Below are 20,424 nucleotides of genomic sequence, written 5' to 3'. Positions count from 1 at the left end.
TTCCGCCAGCCCCGGCCCCCGAGGGGCGCCGGACCCCCGCAGGCCAGGGCGCTGACGAGGCCGAATCCGGTTAGACCACGCTCAGCGGGAGCAACTTGCGGCCGGTCGGGCCGATCTGGATCTCGGTGCCCATCGTGGGGCAGACGCCGCAGTCGTAGCAGGGCGTCCAGCGGCAGTCCTCGACCTCGGTCCCGTCGACCGCGTCCTGCCAGTCCTGCCAGAGCCACTCGCGGTCCAGGCCGGCGTCGAGGTGGTCCCAGGGCAGCACCTCGACCTCGTCGCGCTCCCGGACGGTGTACCAGGCGAGGTCGACGGGCTCGCCGGCGAGGGCCCTCTCGGCGCACGCCGTCCAACGCTCGTAGGAGAAGTGCTCGCTCCAGCCGTCGAACCGGCCGCCGTCCTCCCAGACGGCCCGGATGACCTTGCCGACGCGGCGGTCGCCGCGCGACAGCAGGCCCTCGACGATGGACGGCTGCCCGTCGTGGTAGCGCAGGCCGATGGCGCGGCCGTACTCCTTGTCGCCGCGCAGGGCGTCCTTGAGGGCGCGCAGGCGCCGGTCGACGGTCTCGTGGTCGCACTGCGCGGCCCACTGGAACGGGGTGTGCGGCTTCGGCACGAACCCGCCGATGGACACCGTGCAGCGGATGTCCTTGCGGCCGGTGGCCTCGCGCCCGGCCCTGATGACGCGCTTGGCCATGTCGGCGATCGCGAGGACGTCCTCGTCCTCCTCGGTGGGCAGGCCGCACATGAAGTAGAGCTTGACCTGCCGCCAGCCGTTCTCGTACGCGGTGGTCACGGTGCGGATCAGGTCGTCCTCGGTGACCATCTTGTTGATCACCTTGCGCATCCGCTCGGAGCCGCCCTCGGGCGCGAACGTCAGGCCGGACCGCCGGCCGCCGCGGGAGAACTCGTTGGCGAGCGTGATGTTGAAGGCGTCCACGCGGGTGGACGGCAGCGACAGCGAGGTGTTGGTGCCCTCGTAGCGGTCGGCGAGGCCCTTCGCGACGTCGCCGATCTCGCTGTGGTCGGCGCTGGACAGGCTGAGCAGCCCGACCTCCTGGAAGCCGGACTCCTTGAGGCCCTGCTCGACCATGTCCCCGATCGTGGTGATCGACCGCTCCCGGACCGGACGGGTGATCATCCCGGCCTGGCAGAACCGGCAGCCGCGCGTGCAGCCGCGGAAGATCTCCACGCTGAACCGCTCGTGCACGGTCTCGGCGAGCGGGACGAGCGGCTTCTTCGGGTACGGCCACTGGTCGAGGTCCATCACCGTGTGCTTCTCGATCCGCCACGGCACCCCCGGGCGGTTCGGCGCGACCCGCTGGATCCGGCCGTCCGGCAGGTAGGTGACGTCGTAGAAGCGCGGGACGTACACGCCGCCGGACGCGGCGAGCCGCAGCAGCAGCCCGTCCCGGCCGCCGGGTTCGCCCTCGGCCTTCCACTCGCGGATCACCTCGGTGATGGCGAGCGCGATCTCCTCGCCGTCGCCGAGGACGGCCGCGTCGACGAAGTCGGCGATCGGCTCGGGGTTGAACGCGGCGTGCCCGCCCGCGATCACGATCGGGTGGTCGCCGGTGCGGTCGGCGGCCTCCAGCGGGATGCCGGCGAGGTCGAGCGCCGTCAGCAGGTTGGTGTAGCCGAGCTCGGTGGAGAACGACACGCCGAGCACGTCGAACGCGGCGACCGGGCGGTGCGCGTCGACGGTGAACTGCGGGATGCCGTGCTCCCGCATCACGGCCTCCATGTCGGGCCAGACCGAGTAGGTCCGCTCCGCCAGGACGCCGTCCCGCTCGTTCAGGATCTCGTAAAGGATCTGGACGCCCTGGTTCGGCAGCCCCACCTCGTAGGCGTCCGGGTACATCAGCGCCCACCGGACCGCGGTCTCGTCCCAGTCCTTGAGCTGGGAGTTCAGCTCGCCGCCCACGTACTGAATCGGCTTCTGCACGCTCGGGAGCAGCGGCTCCAGGCGCGGGAAGAGCGACTCGACCGGCATGACGGATTCCTCCGAGCAGGGGACGTTGGAAATGAACGTCCAGCCTACGCCGTACCCGCCCCCTGATCGAACGCGCTAATCGAACGGCCGACGGCGCACGTGAACGGCCTGCAGCAGGCCGAAGGCGATCATGTTCGCGAAGGTGGCGGAGCCGCCGTAGGACACGAACGGCAGCGGCAGCCCGGTGATCGGCATGATCCCGATCGTCATGCCGACGTTCTCGAACGTCTGGAACCCCAGCCAGCACACCGCCCCGGTCGCGACGAGCGTGCCGAACAGGTCGGCGGCCTGGGTGGCGATGCGCAGGCCCCGCCACATCACCACACCGAGCAGCGCGACGATCACGGCGGCGCCGACGAACCCGAGCTCCTCCCCCGCCACCGTGAAGATGAAGTCGGTCTGCTGCTCGGGGACGAAGTGGCCGCCGGTCTGCTCGCCGTTGAACAGGCCCTTGCCGAACGCGCCGCCCGAGCCGATCGCGATCCGCGCCTGCTGGGCGTTGTAGCCGGCGCCGCGCGGGTCGGCCTCGGGGTTCATGAACGCGGTGAACCGGTCGATCTGGTAGTCCTTCAGCAGCCCGAAGAACCACACCGCCGCGCCCGCGGCGGCGCCGCCGCCGACGAGGCCGAACAGCCAGCGCTTCTGCGCGCCGGAGATGGCCAGCATGCCGAGCACCACCGCGATGAACACCAGCGTTGTGCCGAGGTCCGGCTGCAGCATGATCAGCACGGCCGGCACGCCGGCGAGGACGAGCGCGAGCAGCACGTCGCGCCGGCCGGGACCGATCTCCCCGTCCCGCGGCTCGCCGAGGATCATCGCCAGCAGCACCACGAGCCCGACCTTCGCGAACTCCGACGGCTGCACCTGGAACCCGCCGCCGAGCACGATCCACGAGTGCGAGCCGTTGATCGTGTCGCCGAGCGGGGTGAGCACGGCGACCAGCCCGACGCACGCGACCCCGTAGAGGATCGGGACGTAGGCGCGCAGGAGCCGGTAGTCCAGCAGGGTGACCACGCCGCCGAGCACGAACCCGATGACCAGGTTGAGGATGTGCCGCTTGAGGAACCCCTCCGGGTCCTTGCCCTGCTCGGTCAGCAGCTGGAAGGTGGCCGACCGCACCAGCAGCGCGCCCACCACCGACAGCGCCACCACCGCCAGCAGCAGCGGCATGTCGAGCCGCCGCAGCCCGGCCAGATGGCTCCGCCACGTCCGGCGGCCGCCGTACCCCTCGACGGTCCCCGCCTTCGAGCCCGTGATCACGGGGCGGCCCCCTCGCCGGGCATCTTCGGCAGCTCGGACGGAAGCTTGCCGTCGTCGAGCAGCGGCTTCCTGTCCTTGGTCCCGTACATGGCCTCCCAGATCTCCCGCACGGCCGGGCCCGCCGTCTGCGCGCCCTGCCCGCCCTGGGAGACCATCGCGACCACCGCGAACCGCGGCTTCTTCACCGGGCCGAAGGAGGCGAACCAGGAGGTGTCCTGCTTGCCGTACACCTCCGCGGTGCCGGTCTTGCCGCCCACGTCGACGCGCTTGAAGTCGAACCCGGAGAACGCGCCGGCCGCGGTACCGCTCTTCGGCACGTCCGCGAGGGCCTTGCGGATGTACTTCAGCGTCCGCGCCTCGACGGGCAGCTTCTCCGGCGGCGGGGCCTCGATCCGGCGCACGACCGTCCCGTCCGCGCGCACGACCGCGACGCCGAGCCGCGGGGCGAGCAGCTCGCCGCCGTTCGCCAGCGCCGCGTAGGCGCGGACGAGCTGCAGCGGCGTGACCAGGACGTCGCCCTGGCCGACCGAGAAGTTCGCCGCGTCACCGGGCCGCCACACGTACCCCTCGGTGCAGTTCTCCGTGGCGACCGCCTTCAGGTAGGCGGCGCGGGCCGGGTCGGTCTTGGCGACGTTCGGGTAGCCCTCCTTGGCGCCCTTGCAGTTGGCGGCCTTGGTGGTCTCCCAGAAGTCCTTCTTCCACCCCCGGTCCGGGATGCGGCCCTCGCTCTCGCTCGGGAGGTCGATGCCGGTGCGCGACCCGAACCCGTACTCGCGGGCCATCTTCACCATCGGGTCGGACGGGTTCTTCTTCGGCTTCATCCCGCCGTCGCGCTGCCACTCCTGGTAGGCGAAGCGGTAGAAGATCGTGTCGCAGGACTTGACGAGCGCCGTGTGCAGCGACATCGGGCCGAGCGACTGGCCCTCGAAGTTGCGGAACGCGCGGTTGCCGACGTTGTAGGAGCCCGGGCAGGGGTAGGTGCCGTTCAGGCTGTTGCCGTCCTTCACCGCGGCGGACACCGAGGAGATCTTGAAGGTGGAGCCGGGGGCGAACTGCCCCTGGGTGACGCGGGAGATGAGCGGCTCGCCCTTCTTCTTGCCGAGCAGCGCGTCGTACTCCTCCTGGGAGATGCCGCCGGTCCAGATGCTCGGGTCGTAGGTCGGGAAGCTCGCCATCGCGATCATCTTGCCGGTCTGCACGTCCATCACGACCGCGGCGCCGGCGTCGGCGGGGCGGCCCGCCTTGCGCGCCCCGTCGATCGCGTGCTTGAGGGCCTTCTCCGCCGCGCCCTGCACCCCGGCGTCGATGCTGGTGACGAGGTTGTAGCCGGCCATCGGCGCCTGCTCCTCGGCGGTGCCGGTGACGCGTCCCTGGCTGTCGACGAGGACCCTGCGGAAGCCCGGCTCGCCGCGCAGCGCCGCGTCGTACTGCGCCTCCAGTCCGGCCCGTCCCACCAGGTCGACGCCGCTGTAGCCGGTGACCTTGAGGCCCTTGCGCTTGTCGAGCTCCTCCTGCGTCACGGGCTGGAGGTAGCCGAGGGCCTGCGCGGCGCTCGCGCCGTCCGGCTCCGGGTACTCCCGGACGGCCTGGACCTGCGCGGTGATGCCGGGGAAGTCCTCCTGCCGCTCCATGATCTGGAGGGCGCGCTTGGGGTCGACGTGGTCCTCGACCGGGATCGGCTGGTACGGCGACCCGGGCCAGCAGGGCCGCTTGATCCCCGGCCCGCACAGCCGGATCCGCTTGGAGATCTCGTCGTAGCTCGTCCCGAGGACGCCCGCGAGCCGTTTCAGCACGGCCTCGCCGCCGTCCTTGCGCCGCGACAGCGTGGTGCGGTCGACCGACACGACGAGCGCGCTGCGGTTGCGGACGAGCGGCTTGCCCCGGTCGTCGAGGATCATGCCGCGGGTGGCGGGGACGACGATGTCGCGCATGCGGTTCTGGGCGGCGATCCCCCGGTACTTCTCGCCCTCCAGGACCTGCAGCGCCCACATCCGCCCGACGAGGACGAGCAGCAGCGCCGCGACGAGCACGTACAGGACGACGAGCCGAAAGTGGGTGCGCGGGTTCACAGGTTCCCGCCCCGCTCCGACATCGCGCGGTAGCGGGCGACGGGCACCGAGAGGCGGTCCCCCCGGGACCGTTCGCCGCGCTCGTACCGTCTGGTGACGCGCAGCACCGCCCACACGACGAACGGGCTGGCGATGACGTCGTAGAGCACCTGGAGCGGCACCATGCTGGACACCGTGGCCCACTCGGCGCGCGGGTCGCCGAGGATCATCCCCGTCCCGGCGTACAGGACGGTCCCGGCGAGCGCCCCCGCGGCGACGGCGAAGAACGGCACCGCGGACTGGCGGTCCATCTCGGCGGACGCGGCGCCGCACAGGTACCCGATGAGGCAGTAGACGAGCGCGTAGCGGCCGAGGGTGTGGTCGGCGGGCGGGATGATGTCGGCCGCGAGGCCCGCGAGGAACCCGGTGACCATGCCGGTCATCGACCCCGCGACCAGCGCCAGCGCCACGACGGCGAGCAGCACGAGGTCGGGCTGGACGCCGCCGGGCAGCGGCAGCCGGTTGGCCACCGACACCTGCAGGATCAGCGTCACGGCGATCACCATCGCGGTCACCGCGGTGCGGCCGGCCGGCGACGGCTCGGGTGGGTTCAGCACGTCAGTCCTCCGGGCTCGGATTCGTGGACGGGCTGCTCGTGCCGCTCGGCCGCGCCCTCGGGCTGCCGCTCGCCGACGGGCTCGGGCTCGCCGAGGGCGTCGGTGGCGGCGGGGGCTTGGGCGGCAGCACCGCGTCCCGCGGATCGGTCTTCGGCGGCGCGACCACGACGGCGACGACGTCCAGGCTGGTGAACCGGACGAACGGCCGCACGTAGGCGGTGCGGGTCAGCCCGCCGGTGGCCTTCTCGATCCGCTCGACCACGCCGATCGGGACGCCCGGGACGTACGGCCGCTGGCCCTGCGATCCGAGCGTGACGATCCGCTGGCCGACGCGGATCGGCGCGGCGGCGTCCAGGAGCTGGAACCGCAGCGGCGTCTCGCCGCCCCCGCCGAGGCCGCGGCGCCCGCGGCCCTGGGTGATCCCGATCTCCTTGGAGTCCTCCAGGCGGGAGCCGATCGAGGACGTCTGGTCGGTGGCCAGCAGGACGGTGGACGTCGCGGGCCCGACCCGGGTGACGCGGCCGACGAGCCCGTCGGCGCTCATCACGGTCATGTCGGGCTTGATGCCGTTGCGGCTGCCGACGTCGATGGTGACGGTGTCCTCGAAGCCCTGCCCGGCGGAGATCACCTGCGCGGCGCGGATCTTGTAGCCGCCCATCCCGGCGGTGCCGAGCAGCCGCTGGAGCTGCGCGGAGCGGTCCTGGTCGAGCCGGGTGGAGCGCAGCTGCTCGCGCAGCCTCTGGTTCTGCCGTTCCAGCCGGTCGGCGCGGCGCCGCTCGCCGGGCGCGTCGGTGATCGCGTCGAAGGTGTCGCTCACCGGCCGGACGACGGACGCCGACGCCCGCTCCACCGGCCCGAACACCGTCGCGCCGACGCCGCGCAGGCCGCGCAGCGGGGAGTCCGCCCCGCCGCGGTAGTCAACGGTGATCATCGTGAGCGCCACGACCAGCAGCGCGCCGAGGACCACGCGGGTGCGCCGGGTGTCCTTCACCCACCGACCTCCGGTTTCCTTGGTCAGCCGGGGTTAGTGCCGCTTCTCCGGCACGAGCACCTGCCGGAGCGATTCGAAGTCCTCGACGCACTTGCCGGTGCCGAGCACCACCGAGTCGAGCGGGTTGTCCACCAGATGGATGGGCATCCCGGTCTCCTCGCGGAGCCGCTCGTCGAGGTTCTTCAGCAGCGCGCCGCCGCCGGTCAGTGCTATCCCGCGATCCATGATGTCGCCGGAGAGCTCGGGCGGGCACTTGTCGAGGGTGGTCTTCACCGCGTCCACCACGGCGTTGACCGGCTCCTCGATGGCCCGCCGGACCTCCTCGGCGGAGATCACCACGGTCTTCGGCAGCCCGCTCACGAGGTCGCGGCCCCGGATCTCGGCGTGCGGCTCCTCCTCGCCGCCGGGATAGGCCGACCCGATCGCCATCTTGATCTCCTCGGCGGTACGTTCCCCGAGCATCAGGGAGTACTCCTTCTTGGAGAACGAGATGACGGCCTGGTCGAGCTCGTCGCCGCCGACGCGGACCGACTGGCTGGTGACGATGCCGCCGAGCGAGATGATCGCGACCTCGGTGGTGCCGCCGCCGATGTCGACCACCATGTTGCCGGTCGGCTCGTAGACGGGCAGGCCGGCGCCGATCGCGGCGGCCATCGGCTCCTCGATGATGTAGACCCGGCGGGCGCCGGCCTGATAGCCGGCCTCCTTCACCGCGCGCTGCTCCACCCCGGTGATCCCGCTCGGCACCGCCACCACGATCCGCGGCTTGGCGAAGTGCCGGCGCTTGTGCACCTTCTGGATGAAGTAGCGCAGCATCCGCTCGGTGACGTCGAAGTCGGCGATGACGCCGTCCTTCAGCGGGCGGACCGCGACGATGTTGCCGGGCGTTCGGCCGATCATCCGCTTCGCCTCGATGCCGACCGCGACGATCCTCCCGGTGTTTCTATTGATCGCCACGACGGAGGGTTCGTTGAGGACGATGCCACGCCCGCGTACGTACACCAGGGTGTTGGCGGTACCTAGATCGACCGCCATGTCACGGCCAAGAAACGACAGCTTGTTACCCATGAAGAAAGGGAGCCCTTCATGATTGACGGGCGTGTATAGCGGCGTGTCCATCGTAACGTGAACCCCCGCCCGCGGGCAGTCACCCCCGCGCCGCGCGTCGCGAAAAAAACGCTCCCTGACCAGCCCGGTTTTCCATAAAAGAAACCACGCGGGCTCGCCCTCCCAGCCCCGTCACGCACCGGACGGCCGGAGTTCGAACCCCGGCCACCATTCACGGGCAGGCGCCCGGAGCGATTCGGCGAGCGGAGGGCGCATACCCGTCGACGCAGGCGACCACAGCGACGCCACGCACACCGCACAGGCACAGGAAGCGCAACGGCGGCGTGAGGATCGCCTGCGTCGCAACGGGGGTTCCAGGGGGTCGCCCCTGGGTCAGCTCAGCCCAGCTCGGGGAAGAAGAGCTTGATCTCGCGCTCGGCGGAGTAGGTGGAGTCGGAGCCGTGCACGATGTTCTCGCCGATCTCCAGGGCGAAGTCGCCGCGGATGGTGCCGGGCGTGGCGCTGACCGGGTCGGTGGCGCCGGCCAGGGCGCGGAACGCCTCGATGGCGCGCGGGCCCTCGACGACCATGGCGACGAGCGGGCCGCCGGTGATGAACTCGACCAGCTCGCCGAAGAAGGGCTTGCTGGAGTGCTCCTCGTAGTGGGCTTCGGCGGTCTCGCGGGCGAGCGTGCGCAGTTCCAGCGCGACGAGCGTCAGGCCCTTGCGCTCGATCCGGGAGATGACCTCCCCGATGACACCGCGGCGGACGCCGTCGGGCTTGACCAGGACAAGAGTGCGCTCGGACACGGGTGTTTCTCCTCGCGAATTACGGATTGGCTGAGCGCGCGAATACTACCCGGCCCGCGGGCCGGGAGCCGCATTCCCGGAGAGTTGCACGGCGGCCGGGCGGGCGTTCTCCGCGCGCCGGCCGCCGAGCCGGGCGGCGACCCCGGCGAGCAGCGCGGCGGCGACCCCGGCGACGACCAGCCAGACGCGATAGCCCTCCAGCAGCGCGTCCAGCCGCTGGGCCTCGGTCGCGGGCCGCAGCCGCTGGAGCCGTGCGGCCTGCAGCGACAGGACGGCCAGCTGCCCGGCCAGCACCGCGGGAAAGCACAGCGCCAGGCCGAACAGCGCGCCGCCGGCGTCCGCGTCCCGCAGCGAGGCGGCCAGGGCCAGGCCGGCCCCCGCGCCGAGGAGGACGAGCGCGGCGAGCAGCGTCCAGCCGTCCCGGGTCCCGGCGGCGAGGCCGGTCAGCGGGGCGGCCGACATCAGGAGGCATCCGGCGGGGACGGCGCCGCGGCCCGTACGGGTGGCGGCGAGCGCCCCGGCGAACGCGGCGCAGGCCGCCGCGGCGAACGGCAGCGGCGGCCGGCCCGCGGCGCCGTCGAGGTGGAGACCGGCCCCGGCGAGCCCGGCCAGCGGGCCCGCGACCGGCTGGCAGAGCAGGCCGACGGCGATCATGACGACCGCGCAGCCGGACGGGTCGGCGGCCCCGGCCTCCCGCCCGCCGGCGAGGGCGAGGCCGACCAGGGCGGGCAGCGCGAGCCCGGCGACGAGAAGCCGCGCGCCGGGCGACCAGCCATGCGCGGCGACGACGCCGAGATACGCCGAACCGGTCACCGGGACGGACGCGAGGAGGAGCCGGCCGCGCTCGGCGCGCTTCGACGGGGGCAGCCTCCACGGGCCGCGCCCGCGCAGGAGCGGGTAGGCGACGGCGGCTCCGGCGGCGGCCGCCGCGAGCAGCGGTAAGGGGGCGAGCGCGACGCGCCAGTCGCGCGCCATGCCGCCGCCCTGCGGGGGGACGGCGCCCAGCGCCAGCGGCATCGCGAGGACGAGCGCGCCCGCGAGGAGGCCCGCCCAGACCGCGGCCAGGGTCCGGCTCCGCCGCTCCCACACGAGGACGAGCGAGGCGGGCAGGACGATCCCGGCCCCCGCGCCCTGGACGGCGCGGATCGTCCCGGCGAGGGCCACCGAGTGGGCGAACCGGACGGCCCACAGTCCGGCCAGCAGGACGACCAGGCCCGCGACGAGGACGGCCCACGCGGGAAGCCTGCGCGCGGCGATGGCGCCGAGCGGCACCGCGGCGACCAGCGCGGGCAGCGAGAGGCCGGTGGCGCGCAGCAGCGCGGGGACGTCGCCGCGTCCCAGGCCGAGCGCGTGCGCGGCGGCGGGGACGACGTTGACCGACGCGTCGGGCACCACGAGGACGGCGGCCGGGAGGGCGGTGAGCGTGAGCAGCAGCGTGCCGAGCGCCGCGAACCGGCGCCGCGCGGCCCCCTCGGCGGCTTCCTCGGCGGCTTCCTCGGCGGGGTGGCCGGCGGCCGGGACGCTTGACGCGTTCGCGCGTGGGTGGGAGGACACGGATTGCTCCTTCGGACGTCATCCGCCACACGCGCATTTCCCATAAGAGAAAGATGTCCGAAATAAGCGATAAATGAAATTCGCGGGGCGGACGGAATGCTGCCTCCCCGCGAACTTAGCGCGGCTGCGCGCTGCCCACCTTGCGTCCCAGCCAAATGGCCGTCGCCCAGAGCGCCCCGAACACGACACCGAGGAAGAACATGGCCGGCACCATGAACCCGGTCGCGATGACCAGCACCTGCAGGACGGTGCCCACCGGAACCACCCACGGGAACCGCAGCAGCCCGGCCATCACCACGCAGACGACGGCCAGCCCGCCGCACACGCCGCCGGCGGTCGCGCCGTCCACGTCCAGCACCGTCACCGCCACCGGGATCGCCAGCGCGATCACGATGGCCTCGCAGGCCAGCACCGTGGCGAGCAGCCGCCGCGCCGGGTTCGGGGCCGTCCCCGTCCGCATGGTCGTCACCGGCCTTCCTCGACGCGCAGCAGGATCCGGGCGTCGCCCGCCGTGACCACCGAGCCGGTGATCAGCACGCCGGCGCCCTGGTACTCTCCGGTCTCCTCGGCGAGCCCGATCGCCCGGTCGATCGCGTCGTCCAGGCGCTCGGCGACATGGACGCGCTCGGGGCCGAAGATGCTCTCGGCGAGCTCGGCCAGCTCCTCGGGCGGCATCGAGCGCGGCGAGGAGTTGCGGGTGACCACCAGCTCCGCCAGGACGGGTTCGAGCTGGTCGAGGACGCCCGCGACGTCCTTGTCGGCGCTGATCGCGAGCACCCCGGCGAGCCGGGTGAAGCCGAACGACTCGGTGACCGTGGCGACGGTCGCCGCCATCCCGGCCGGGTTGTGCGCCGAGTCCAGCAGGACGGTCGGGCCCGTCCGCGCGACCTCCAGCCGTCCCGGCGAGGCCGACTTGGCGAAGCCGCTGCGCACCAGCGCCGGGTCCAGCTGGCCCTCGTCGCCGCCGATGTAGGTCTCCCCGGGCGCGATCCGGGTCGCGGCCTCCAGGTTGGGCTCCCCCCGCGTCGGCGCGCCGCTCGCGAACGCCTCCACGGCGGCGAGCGCCGTGGCCGCGTTGCTCGCCTGGTGCTCGCCGAACAGCGGCAGGAAGATCTCGTCGTAGACGCCGTGCAGGCCCCGCAGGCTGAGCTGCTGGCCGCCGACCGCGACGTCCCGGCCGAGCACGCCGTACTCCACGCCCTCGCGCGCCACCGCGGCGCCGGTCTCCACGACCCGCCGCAGCAGCACCTCGGCCGCCTCGACCGGCTGCTGCGCCAGCACCGCGACCGATCCCGGCTTGATGATCCCCGCCTTCTCCCCGGCGATCTCCTCCAGCGTGTCGCCCAGATAGCGGGTGTGGTCCAGCCCGATCGGGGTGATCACCGCGACCGCGCCGTCCGCGACGTTCGTCGCGTCCCACACGCCGCCCATGCCGGCCTCGACCACCGCGACGTCGACCGGCGCGTCCGCGAACGCCGCGAACGCCATCGCCGTGAGGACCTCGAAGAACGACAGCCGCGCCGGGTGCTTGTCGTCGATCAGCTGGAGGTAGGGCAGGACGTCGTTGAACGTCTCGACGAACCGCTCCTCGGAGACGGGCTCGCCGTCGATCGCGATGCGCTCCCGCAGCGTCGTCATCTCGGGGCTGGTGTAGAGCCCGGTGCGCAGCCCGCGCTCGCGCAGCAGCGCCTCGACGAGCCGGGCGGTGCTGGACTTGCCGTTCGTCCCGGCGATGTGGATCACCGGATACGCGCGGTGCGGCTCCCCCAGGACGTCCACCAGATCGCGGATCCGGTCGAGGCTCGGGTCGATCTCCCACTCGACGCCGCGTCCCATGATCGCGCCTACGGTGGCCCTGTAGTCGGACGGCTCGGTTACCTGACTCACGGTCACAGAGCCTACTCGGCGGGACCCGTGCCCCCGCCCGGCCCCGCACCCGAGCCCCGGCCCCACACTGGAGGCATGGACGTGTTCTACCGGGAGTGGGACCGGCGCGCTCCGGGCGAGACCCGCGACCTCGGGCGGGCCCGCGCGCTCGCCGGCCTGCTCGGCCTCCTCGAACCGGGCGTTCCCGTCCTGACCGTCGTCGGTTCCAAGGGAAAGGGAACGGCGGCGACTTACGCGTCGGCCTTTCTCGGGGCCGCCGGTCTTCGCGTGTGCACCGTCACGAGCCCCGCTCTGCGCAGCGACCGCGAGCGGATCAGGGTCGACGGGAGGGCGGTCTCCGGCGAGGAACTCGCCGTTCTCGGGGACGCGCTCGACCGGGCCGTCGCCGAACTCCCCCCGCCGTCCGACGGCTACCTGTCGCCGTCCGGCCTGTTCACGCTCGCCGGCGTCCTGCACGCGGCGCGGAGCCGCGCGGACGCGATCGTCCTTGAGGCCGGGATGGGCGGACGCTCCGACGAGGTCGCCCTGTTCCCGCCGGACGTCGCCGCCATCACACCGATCTTCCGCGAGCACGCCGGGGTCCTCGGCGACACGGTGCCGGAGATCGCCGCGGAGAAGCTCGGCGTGGCCGGTCCTTCGACGCGTGTCGTGTCGGCGCCGCAGTCCGCCGAGGTCGCCCGCGTCCTCGCCGGAGCGGAGGTCGTCGAACCCGGCACCGCGGGCGTCCCCGCCGAACTCCTGCCTCCCGGTCTCGGACGCGCGGCGGCGGAGCTCGGCGTCGTGGCCGCGCGCCGCCTTCCCGGAACCGCCGATCCACCGGCCGCGGACCTGCGGGAGGTGCTGTCCTCCGTGACCCTGCCGGGACGCCTGTCCCGGCACGACGTCCCCGGGTCGGCGACGCGGCTGCTCGTCGACTCCGCCGTCGACCGGGCCGGGATCGCCGCAGCGCTCGGCGCCGCGCGGGAGGCCTGGGACGCGATCGACCACGCCGTCGTCTGCCTCCCCGACCACAAGGACCTGGACGGGGCCATCGCCGAGCTGGGCGCGCTGCCCGTGACGTTCGTGCGGCTGCCGCTGCCGCACCTCCGCTTCACCCGCCCCCTGCCGGACCGGTGGGACGTCGTCGACGCGCACGCCATCACGCCGGAGTCGCTCGCGACGCTCGGGCACCGAGTGCTGGTCCTCGGCACGGCCTACTTCACGGGATTCGTCCTGGACGTGGTGGACGCGGGCACCGAGCGCCTCTACGTCACTTCGGCTTCTCGACGTCCTTCCTGATCCGGCGCATCACGTCGGCCATCAGCGGGAACTGCGGGTTCAGCGTGGCGAGGTTGGAGGCGACGATGCCGAAGGAGTCCTTGGTCGCCCACGCGCAGTACGTGTGGGTGTCGGCGAGGACGGCGAACTGGCCGCAGACCGCCTTGCCGCCCTCCGAACCCGGGTCGGCGTCCTGGCCCGCGATGAACGTCGTCGGCTGTGCCTTCTGCAGGAAGTCCGCGGGGTTACCGACCTGGCCCGTCCCGCCCGCGAACAGCACGTTGAGCCGGCCCACCGGCACCTCGGTGTAGACCGCGAGACCGTTCTTGGCGACCGGGACGCCGCCCGCGTCGACGGCGCCCGCGACGAACGGGTAGGCGGCGCTCGCCTGCGGCGCGGTCAGGCCGTCCCGGCGCAGCCCGCCGGCCACGGCGCCCGCGTTGATCACCTTTTTGGACGCGGGAGCGGCCGTCGTGCGGGCGTCCTTGGCGGCGCCGCCGACCGTCCGGACCGCCAGCACGCCCGCGGCCAGCATCACGACCGTGACCAGGACGGCGCCCGCGAGCAGCAGGAGCTTCGGCGGGCGCTTGCGCCGGGCGGGCGGCGCGCCGGTCACCGGAGGCAGCGGGCCGGTCCCGGCCGGGATCACCGGGTGCGCGCCGGACCCGTCCGGAAGCACGCCCTGCGGGCCGGTGCGGACGACCGGATGCGCGCCCGAGCCGTTCGTCGGGCCGGGCATCAACTGCGGGCCCGTGCCGCCGCCGAGGACCGGGAACGGGCCCGACCCGTCCCGCGGTGCGGGCAGCATCTGCGGCCCGGTGCCGTTGACCGGCCCGTGCGGGCCCGTCCCGTCGCCGTAGTCCACCGACCACCACGGGCGCAGGCCGCGCAGGGGCTCGGCGGCGGCCTCCGAGGCGTCCCCGTCCGCGACGACCTGCGCGCCGTCGAGGTCATCGCCGGACGGGGAGTCCGGCGTGCCGGACCGACCTGGTGACTCGGCCATTGCACTCCCGATGGTTCACGTACCGCCAAAGGCCTCTGGGCCCAACCGGATGGTAACCGCGGCGGCGCCCGCCGCGCCGAAAGATCGCCCGGTCGGCGGCACCGCTGTCAGGACCGGTCCGCCGGGAGCCCGGCAAGCTGCGCCTCCAGCCGGCCGATGTCCGCCTCCGCCTGGGCGAGCCGCTCCCGGTTCTTCGCCACGACCGCCTCCGGCGCCTTCGCCATGAACGCCTCGTTCCCGAGCTTGCGGCGCGCCTGGTCGACCTCCTTGCGGGCGGCGGCGAGGTCCTTCTCCAGCCGCTTGCGCTCGGCGGCGACGTCGATCGCGCCCGCGGTGTCGAGGTGCACCTTGACGTCCTCGACCGGCAGGGACGCCGTCGAGGAGAACTCCTCGCCAGGCTCGGTGAGCCGCAGCAGCGCCCGGATGCCGTCCTCGTGGTCCTGCAGGGCCGAGCCGTTCCACTCGACGCGCGCGGCGACCCGCTGGCCGGGCTTGAGCCCCTGGTCGGCCCGGAACCGCCGCACCTCGGTCACCATCCGCTGCAGCGAGCCGACCAGCTCTTCGGCGGCGCCGTCCGCCCGGCCCCTCTCGGCGGCGGGCCAGGGCGCGGTGACGACCGTCTCACCGCCGGTGAGGGACGTCCACAGCTCCTCGGTGACGAACGGGACGACCGGGTGCAGCAGGCGCAGCAGGTTGTCGAACACCTCGCCCAGGACGCGCTGGGTCGTCCCGGCCCGGTCGTCGGCGAGCTGCACCTTCGCCAGCTCGACGTACCAGTCGCAGACCTCGTCCCACGCGAAGTGGTAGAGCGCCTCGCACGCCTTGGCGAAGTCGTAGGCCTCCAGGTGCCCGTCCACCTCGGCGACGACGGCCTGGAGCCGGGACAGGATCCACGCGTCCACGGTGGACACCTCGGCCGGCACCTCGCCGCGGACGTGCGCGCCGTTGATCAGCGCGAACCGGGTCGCGTTCCACAGCTTGTTGCAGAAGTTGCGCGACCCCTGGGCCCAGTCCTCGGCGACCGGGACGTCACCGCCCGGGTTCGCGCCGCGCAGCAGGGTGAAGCGGGTCGCGTCGGCGCCGTAGCGGTCGATCCAGTCGAGCGGGTCAATGACGTTCCCGAACGACTTGGACATCTTCTTGCCGTACTGGTCGCGGACCATCCCGTGCAGGGCGATGGTGTCGAACGGCTGGACGCCGTCCATCGCGTAGAGCCCGAACATCATCATCCGGGCGACCCAGAAGAACAGGATGTCGTAGCCCGTGACCAGCACGGACGTCGGGTAGAACCGCTTCAAGTCGGGCGTCTCGTCCGGCCAGCCGAGCGTGGAGAACGGCCACAGCGCGGAGGAGAACCACGTGTCGAGGACGTCGGTGTCCTGCGTCCATCCGGCGGGCGGCTCCTCCTCCGGCCCGGGGCAGACGACCTCGCCGTCCGGCCCGTACCAGACCGGGATGCGGTGCCCCCACCACAGCTGCCGGCTGATGCACCAGTCGTGCATGTTGTCGACCCACTCGAAGTAGCGGGCCGCCATCTCCGGCGGGTGGATCGTCACGCGGCCGTCGCGGACGGCGTCGCCCGCGGCCCGCGCGAGCGACTCGACCTTCACGAACCACTGGAGCGACACCCGCGGCTCGACGACCGTGGAGCAACGCTGGCAGTGCCCGACCGAGTGCTTGTAGGGGCGGACCTCCGCGACGATCCGGCCCTGCTCGCGCAGCGCCGCGACGACCGCCGGGCGCGCCTCGAACCGGTCGAGCCCCTCGAAGGGGCCGGGCGCGGTGACGACGCCGCGCTCGTCCATGACCGACAGGGAGGGCAGGTCGTGCCGCCGCCCGATCTCGAAGTCGTTCGGGTCGTGCGCCGGGGTCACCTTCACCGCGCCGGTGCCGAACGCCGGGTCGACGTGCTCGTCGGCGACGACCGGGATGCGGCGGCCGGTCAGCGGAAGCTCGATCTCACGCCCGACGACGCGGGCGTAGCGCTCGTCGTCCGGGTGGACGGCCACGGCGGTGTCGCCGAGCATCGTCTCCGCCCGGGTGGTCGCGACGACGATCTCGTCCTCGCCGGAGCCGTACCGGATCGAGACCAGCTCGCCGTCGACCTCCTCGTGCTCGACCTCGATGTCCGACAGCGCGGTCAGGCAGCGCGGGCACCAGTTGATGATGCGCTCGGCGCGGTAGATCAGCCCGTCGTCGAACAGCCGCTTGAAGATCGTCCGGACGGCGCGGGCCCGGTCGTCGTCCATCGTGAACGCCTCGCGCGTCCAGTCGACGCTGTCGCCGAGGCGGCGCATCTGGCCGAGGATCCGGCCGCCGGACTCGGCCTTCCACTGCCACACCCGCTCGACGAACGCCTCGCGCCCGAGGTCGTGCCGCGACAGGCCCTCCTTCGCCAGCTCGCGCTCCACCACGTTCTGGGTCGCGATTCCCGCGTGGTCCATGCCGGGCACCCACGCGGTCTCGTGCCCCTGCATGCGGCGCCGCCGGACGAGGGTGTCCTGGATGGAGTGGTCGAGGGCGTGCCCCATGTGCAGCGAGCCGGTGACGTTCGGCGGCGGGATCACGATCGAGAACGCGGGACGGCCGGGGGCGCGCTCGGGGTCGGCGGTGAACAGCCCCTCCGATACCCACCGCTCGTAGAGCCGGCCCTCGACATCGGCCGGTCGGTACTGGGTGGGCAGGTCGACGTCCACGGCGGCCTCCCGGCCGCGCTCAGTGCTGGGCTGTGTCACGGCTGACGATTCTACGGGGACCGGAGGAGTGGCGGGCGCAGGCCGCCCGGACGGCCCCAGAGAGCGTTTTCCCGTTGCGGTCGGGACACAGGTCACCTGACACCGGGTCGCCCCACCGGCAAGGGTGATGGGCGACGACCGCCAGGCCGGGGCAGAGGGAGAGGGACGGGATGCGAGCGGTACTGGCACGCGCCGCCGTGCTGGCCGGCGCGTTCACCGCGGGGGCCGTGGCGGCACGCGCCGCGACCCTCCCCCACCTCCGCCGCCTCACCTCCGACCTGCAGCGCTCCCGCGAGCGGATCCTCGCCAGCCGCGAGGAGGAGCGGCGGCAGCTGCGCAACGACCTGCACGACGGTCTCGGCCCGACGCTGGCGAGCCTCGCGATGTCGCTGGACGCCGCCCGCATCACCCTCGCCTGCGAGCCGGAGCGGACGGACCCGCTCCTCGCCGACGTCCGGAACCGGCTGGCGACCGCCGTCGGCGAGATCCGCGACCTCGCCCACGGGCTGCGGCCCCCCGCGCTGGACGACCTCGGCCTCGTCGCGGCCATCGAGTCGTTCGCCGAGGGCTGCTGCGAGCGCGTCGACGTCCGGTTCGACGGGGAGCCGGCGGGGCTGCCGGCGGCGGTGGAGGTCGCGGCGTACCGGATCGCGCAGGAGGCCCTGACGAACATCCGGCTGCACGCGCCGGAGAGCACCGCGACGGTCCGGCTCAGCCGCGACGACGCGCTGCACCTGATGGTCGCCGACACCGGGCCGGGACTGCCCGAGTCCGCCCGCAACGGCGGGCAGCAGCGGCCGCGCCGCGGCATGGCCTCGATGAAGGAGTGGGCCGCCGAGGTCGGCGGAAGCTGCGTGTTCTCGTCCCGCAACGGCGGCGGGACCGTGGTCGCCGTCCGGCTCCCGCTCGCCGCCGCGGAGACCGCCGCCGGGTATCATCGTCCCTCGACCGGAGAGGGCGGACGGAGATGACGGAGACCATCCGGGTCCTCATCACCGACGACCACCCGGTGTTCCGGCAGGGGCTGAAGGGGCTGCTGCAGGCGCTCGGGGTGGACGTGGTGGGCGAGGCCGAGAACGGGCCGGACGCGGTGAAGCTCGCGGCCGACCTGCAGCCCGACGTCGTCGTGATGGACCTGCACATGCCCGGCGGCAACGGCATCGAGGCGACCCGCACCATCACCCGCACCAGCCCGCGCATCGGCGTGCTGGTGCTGACGATGTTCCGCGACGACGACTCCGTCTTCGCGGCGATGCGCGCCGGCGCCCGCGGCTACCTGCTGAAGGAGTCCGGCGCGGAGGAGATCGCCCGCGCGGTCAGGGCGGTCGCGGCGGGCGAGGCCATCTACGGCCCGGAGATCGCGCGCCGCGTCCTCACCTACTTCACCGACATGCCCGACCCGAGGCAGGCCGCGTTCCCGCAGCTCACCGAGCGGGAACGGGAGGTCCTCGAACTGATCGCGCAGGGCCGCAGCAACGCCGAGATCGCCGCGACGCTCTTCCTCAGCCAGAAGACCGTCCGCAACCACGTCTCGAACATCTTCATGAAGCTGCACGTCGCCGACCGCGCCCAGGCCATCGTCCTCGCCCGCGAGGCCGGCCTGGGCGAGTCCACCACCCGCTGACCGGCCGCACGAGAACGCCCCCGGCCGAGCGACCGGGGGCGCAGGGGCGCGGGGGCGAAGCCCCCACATCGGGGGTTCCAGGGGGTCGCCCCCTGGGCTAACAGGTGATCGGGGCTCAGGTCCGCGCTTTCCGCGGACACACCTCCCCGCTCACGCCCCGATCACGCGCTCTTCTCCCGCGGCTCGCGCTTGGGGCGGTCGCGAGGGACGAGAGTCGGGTTGACGTGCTCCAGGACGGCCTCGCGGGTGATGACGACGCGGGCGACGTCCTGGCGGCTCGGCACCTCGTACATCACCGACAGGAGCACCTCCTCCATGATCGCGCGGAGGCCGCGGGCGCCGGTGCCGCGGAGGATGGCCTGGTCGGCGATGGCCTCCAGGGCGTCGTCGGTGAACTCCAGGTCGACCCCGTCGAGTTCGAAGAGGCGGTGGTACTGGCGGACCAGCGCGTTCTTCGGCTCGGTGAGGATGTTGATGAGGGCCTCGCGGTCCAGGTTGTGCACCGAGGTGATCACCGGCAGCCGGCCGATGAACTCCGGAATCATCCCGAACTTGAGCAGGTCCTCCGGCATCACGTCGCCGAGCACCGCCGACGACTCCTCGAAGTCGGACTTGGAGCGGATCTGCGCGCCGAAGCCCATGCCCTGCTTGCCGACCCGGGACTCGACGATCTTCTCCAGGCCGGCGAACGCGCCGCCGCAGATGAACAGCACGTTGGTGGTGTCGATCTGGATGAACTCCTGGTGCGGGTGCTTGCGGCCGCCCTGCGGCGGGACGCTCGCGGTGGTGCCCTCCAGGATCTTCAGCAGGGCCTGCTGGACGCCCTCCCCGGAGACGTCGCGCGTGATCGACGGGTTCTCGCTCTTGCGGGCGATCTTGTCGACCTCGTCGATGTAGATGATTCCGGTCTCGGCCTTCTTGACGTCGTAGTCGGCCGCCTGGATCAGCTTGAGGAGGATGTTCTCGACGTCCTCCCCGACGTAGCCCGCCTCCGTCAGCGCCGTGGCGTCCGCGATAGCGAACGGGACGTTGAGGAGTTTCGCGAGCGTCTGCGCGAGCAGCGTCTTGCCGGATCCAGTGGGGCCGAGCAGCAGGATGTTGGACTTGCCCAGCTCGACCGGGTCGTCCCGGCCGGTGTCACCCGACTGGATCCGCTTGTAGTGGTTGTAGACGGCGACCGACAGGGCCTTCTTCGCCGTCTCCTGCCCGATGACGTAGGAGTCGAGGAACTCGTAGATCTCCCGCGGCTTGGGCAGGTTGTCCCACTTGAGGTCGGAGGTCTCGGAGAGCTCCTCCTCGATGATCTCGTTGCAGAGATCGATGCACTCGTCGCAGATGTACACGCCCGGACCCGCGATGAGCTTCTTGACCTGCTTCTGGCTCTTCCCGCAGAACGAGCACTTGAGCAGGTCACCACCGTCGCCGATGCGTGCCACCCAACCGTCTCCTTTTCGTGGGGCCGTCCGCCTTGGAGAATGCGGCGCAGCTGGTTGCGTCCCGAAGGCTCACGACGTTGGTTCGACGTTACCGCCTCCAGCGGACTTGGAAAGCCCCTCGCCCGGAAGTGTGACGACCGGGCTGGGGGACTCCCTCGTCCTC

16 protein-coding genes are annotated in these 20,424 nt (G+C 72.7%); 3 read left to right on the top strand and 13 right to left on the bottom strand.

Annotated features, from left to right (window positions below):
- Nucleotides 1–70: 70 nt before the first annotated feature.
- From BM339_RS27535 to BM339_RS27490, 10 genes are all read right to left on the bottom strand, one after another.
- Nucleotides 71–1,993: a TIGR03960 family B12-binding radical SAM protein gene (locus BM339_RS27535; protein ID WP_021598072.1), complete on the bottom strand. Its 1,923-nt coding sequence runs from the start codon at nt 1,991–1,993 to the stop codon at nt 71–73.
- 75 nt (nt 1,994–2,068) lie between these two features.
- Nucleotides 2,069–3,250 (bottom strand): rod shape-determining protein RodA, encoded by a 1,182-nt coding sequence (gene rodA, locus BM339_RS27530; protein ID WP_024935653.1) that lies wholly within the window; start codon nt 3,248–3,250, stop codon nt 2,069–2,071.
- The gene (mrdA, locus tag BM339_RS27525) at nt 3,250–5,322 is read right to left on the bottom strand and encodes a penicillin-binding protein 2 (protein ID WP_021598069.1); all 2,073 of its coding nucleotides are present in this window, start codon (nt 5,320–5,322) and stop codon (nt 3,250–3,252) included. The genes rodA and mrdA overlap by 1 nt, the downstream gene beginning before the upstream one ends.
- Nucleotides 5,319–5,918, bottom strand: a complete 600-nt coding sequence (gene mreD / locus BM339_RS27520) for a rod shape-determining protein MreD (protein ID WP_021598068.1) — start codon at nt 5,916–5,918, stop codon at nt 5,319–5,321. The genes mrdA and mreD overlap by 4 nt, the downstream gene beginning before the upstream one ends.
- A gap of 1 nt (nt 5,919) precedes the next feature.
- Complete coding sequence (mreC, locus tag BM339_RS27515; protein ID WP_021598066.1) at nt 5,920–6,909, bottom strand: rod shape-determining protein MreC; 990 nt, start codon at nt 6,907–6,909, stop codon at nt 5,920–5,922.
- Nucleotides 6,910–6,942: 33 nt separating this feature from the next.
- Nucleotides 6,943–7,977: a rod shape-determining protein gene (locus BM339_RS27510; protein WP_024935654.1), complete on the bottom strand. Its 1,035-nt coding sequence runs from the start codon at nt 7,975–7,977 to the stop codon at nt 6,943–6,945.
- Nucleotides 7,978–8,354: 377 nt separating this feature from the next.
- Entirely contained in the window at nt 8,355–8,765 is a 411-nt protein-coding gene (gene ndk / locus BM339_RS27505) for a nucleoside-diphosphate kinase (protein ID WP_021598063.1), read from the bottom strand.
- A 45-nt stretch (nt 8,766–8,810) separates the two neighbouring features.
- Nucleotides 8,811–10,319, bottom strand: coding sequence for a hypothetical protein (locus BM339_RS27500; protein ID WP_075022691.1), 1,509 nt, complete (start codon nt 10,317–10,319; stop codon nt 8,811–8,813).
- Between the two features lie 115 nt (nt 10,320–10,434).
- Entirely contained in the window at nt 10,435–10,779 is a 345-nt protein-coding gene (locus BM339_RS27495) for a DUF4233 domain-containing protein (protein ID WP_075022741.1), read from the bottom strand.
- Nucleotides 10,780–10,784: 5 nt separating this feature from the next.
- Nucleotides 10,785–12,155 carry a bifunctional folylpolyglutamate synthase/dihydrofolate synthase gene (locus BM339_RS27490; protein ID WP_075022690.1) on the bottom strand — a complete coding sequence of 457 codons (1,371 nt, stop codon included), beginning with the start codon at nt 12,153–12,155 and terminating at the stop codon, nt 10,785–10,787.
- Nucleotides 12,156–12,281: 126 nt separating this feature from the next.
- Between BM339_RS27490 and BM339_RS27485 the strand changes: the two genes are divergently transcribed.
- Nucleotides 12,282–13,484: a folylpolyglutamate synthase/dihydrofolate synthase family protein gene (locus BM339_RS27485; protein WP_075022689.1), complete on the top strand. Its 1,203-nt coding sequence runs from the start codon at nt 12,282–12,284 to the stop codon at nt 13,482–13,484.
- On the opposite strand, the gene BM339_RS27480 is transcribed toward BM339_RS27485, so the two are convergent.
- Complete coding sequence (locus BM339_RS27480) at nt 13,456–14,466, bottom strand: hypothetical protein (protein ID WP_021597015.1); 1,011 nt, start codon at nt 14,464–14,466, stop codon at nt 13,456–13,458. The two genes, BM339_RS27485 and BM339_RS27480, sit on opposite strands and share 29 nt — an antisense overlap.
- Nucleotides 14,467–14,573: 107 nt before the next feature.
- Nucleotides 14,574–17,201: a valine--tRNA ligase gene (locus tag BM339_RS27475; RefSeq protein WP_075022688.1), complete on the bottom strand. Its 2,628-nt coding sequence runs from the start codon at nt 17,199–17,201 to the stop codon at nt 14,574–14,576.
- Between the two features lie 170 nt (nt 17,202–17,371).
- Between BM339_RS27475 and BM339_RS27470 the strand changes: the two genes are divergently transcribed.
- Both BM339_RS27470 and BM339_RS27465 read left to right on the top strand, forming a co-directional pair.
- Nucleotides 17,372–18,172 carry a sensor histidine kinase gene (locus tag BM339_RS27470; RefSeq protein ID WP_021597017.1) on the top strand — a complete coding sequence of 267 codons (801 nt, stop codon included), beginning with the start codon at nt 17,372–17,374 and terminating at the stop codon, nt 18,170–18,172.
- Nucleotides 18,169–18,825, top strand: a complete 657-nt coding sequence (locus BM339_RS27465; protein ID WP_021597018.1) for a response regulator transcription factor — start codon at nt 18,169–18,171, stop codon at nt 18,823–18,825. Before BM339_RS27470 ends, BM339_RS27465 begins: the two co-directional genes overlap by 4 nt.
- Nucleotides 18,826–18,986: 161 nt before the next feature.
- On the opposite strand, the gene clpX is transcribed toward BM339_RS27465, so the two are convergent.
- Entirely contained in the window at nt 18,987–20,261 is a 1,275-nt protein-coding gene (gene clpX / locus BM339_RS27460) for an ATP-dependent Clp protease ATP-binding subunit ClpX (RefSeq protein WP_021597019.1), read from the bottom strand.
- Nucleotides 20,262–20,424: the final 163 nt, after the last annotated feature.

This window comes from Actinomadura madurae (genome assembly GCF_900115095.1).
Classification (GTDB): Bacteria; Actinomycetota; Actinomycetes; order Streptosporangiales; family Streptosporangiaceae; genus Spirillospora; species Spirillospora madurae.
This window is presented reverse-complemented; position numbering and strand designations above follow the sequence as displayed.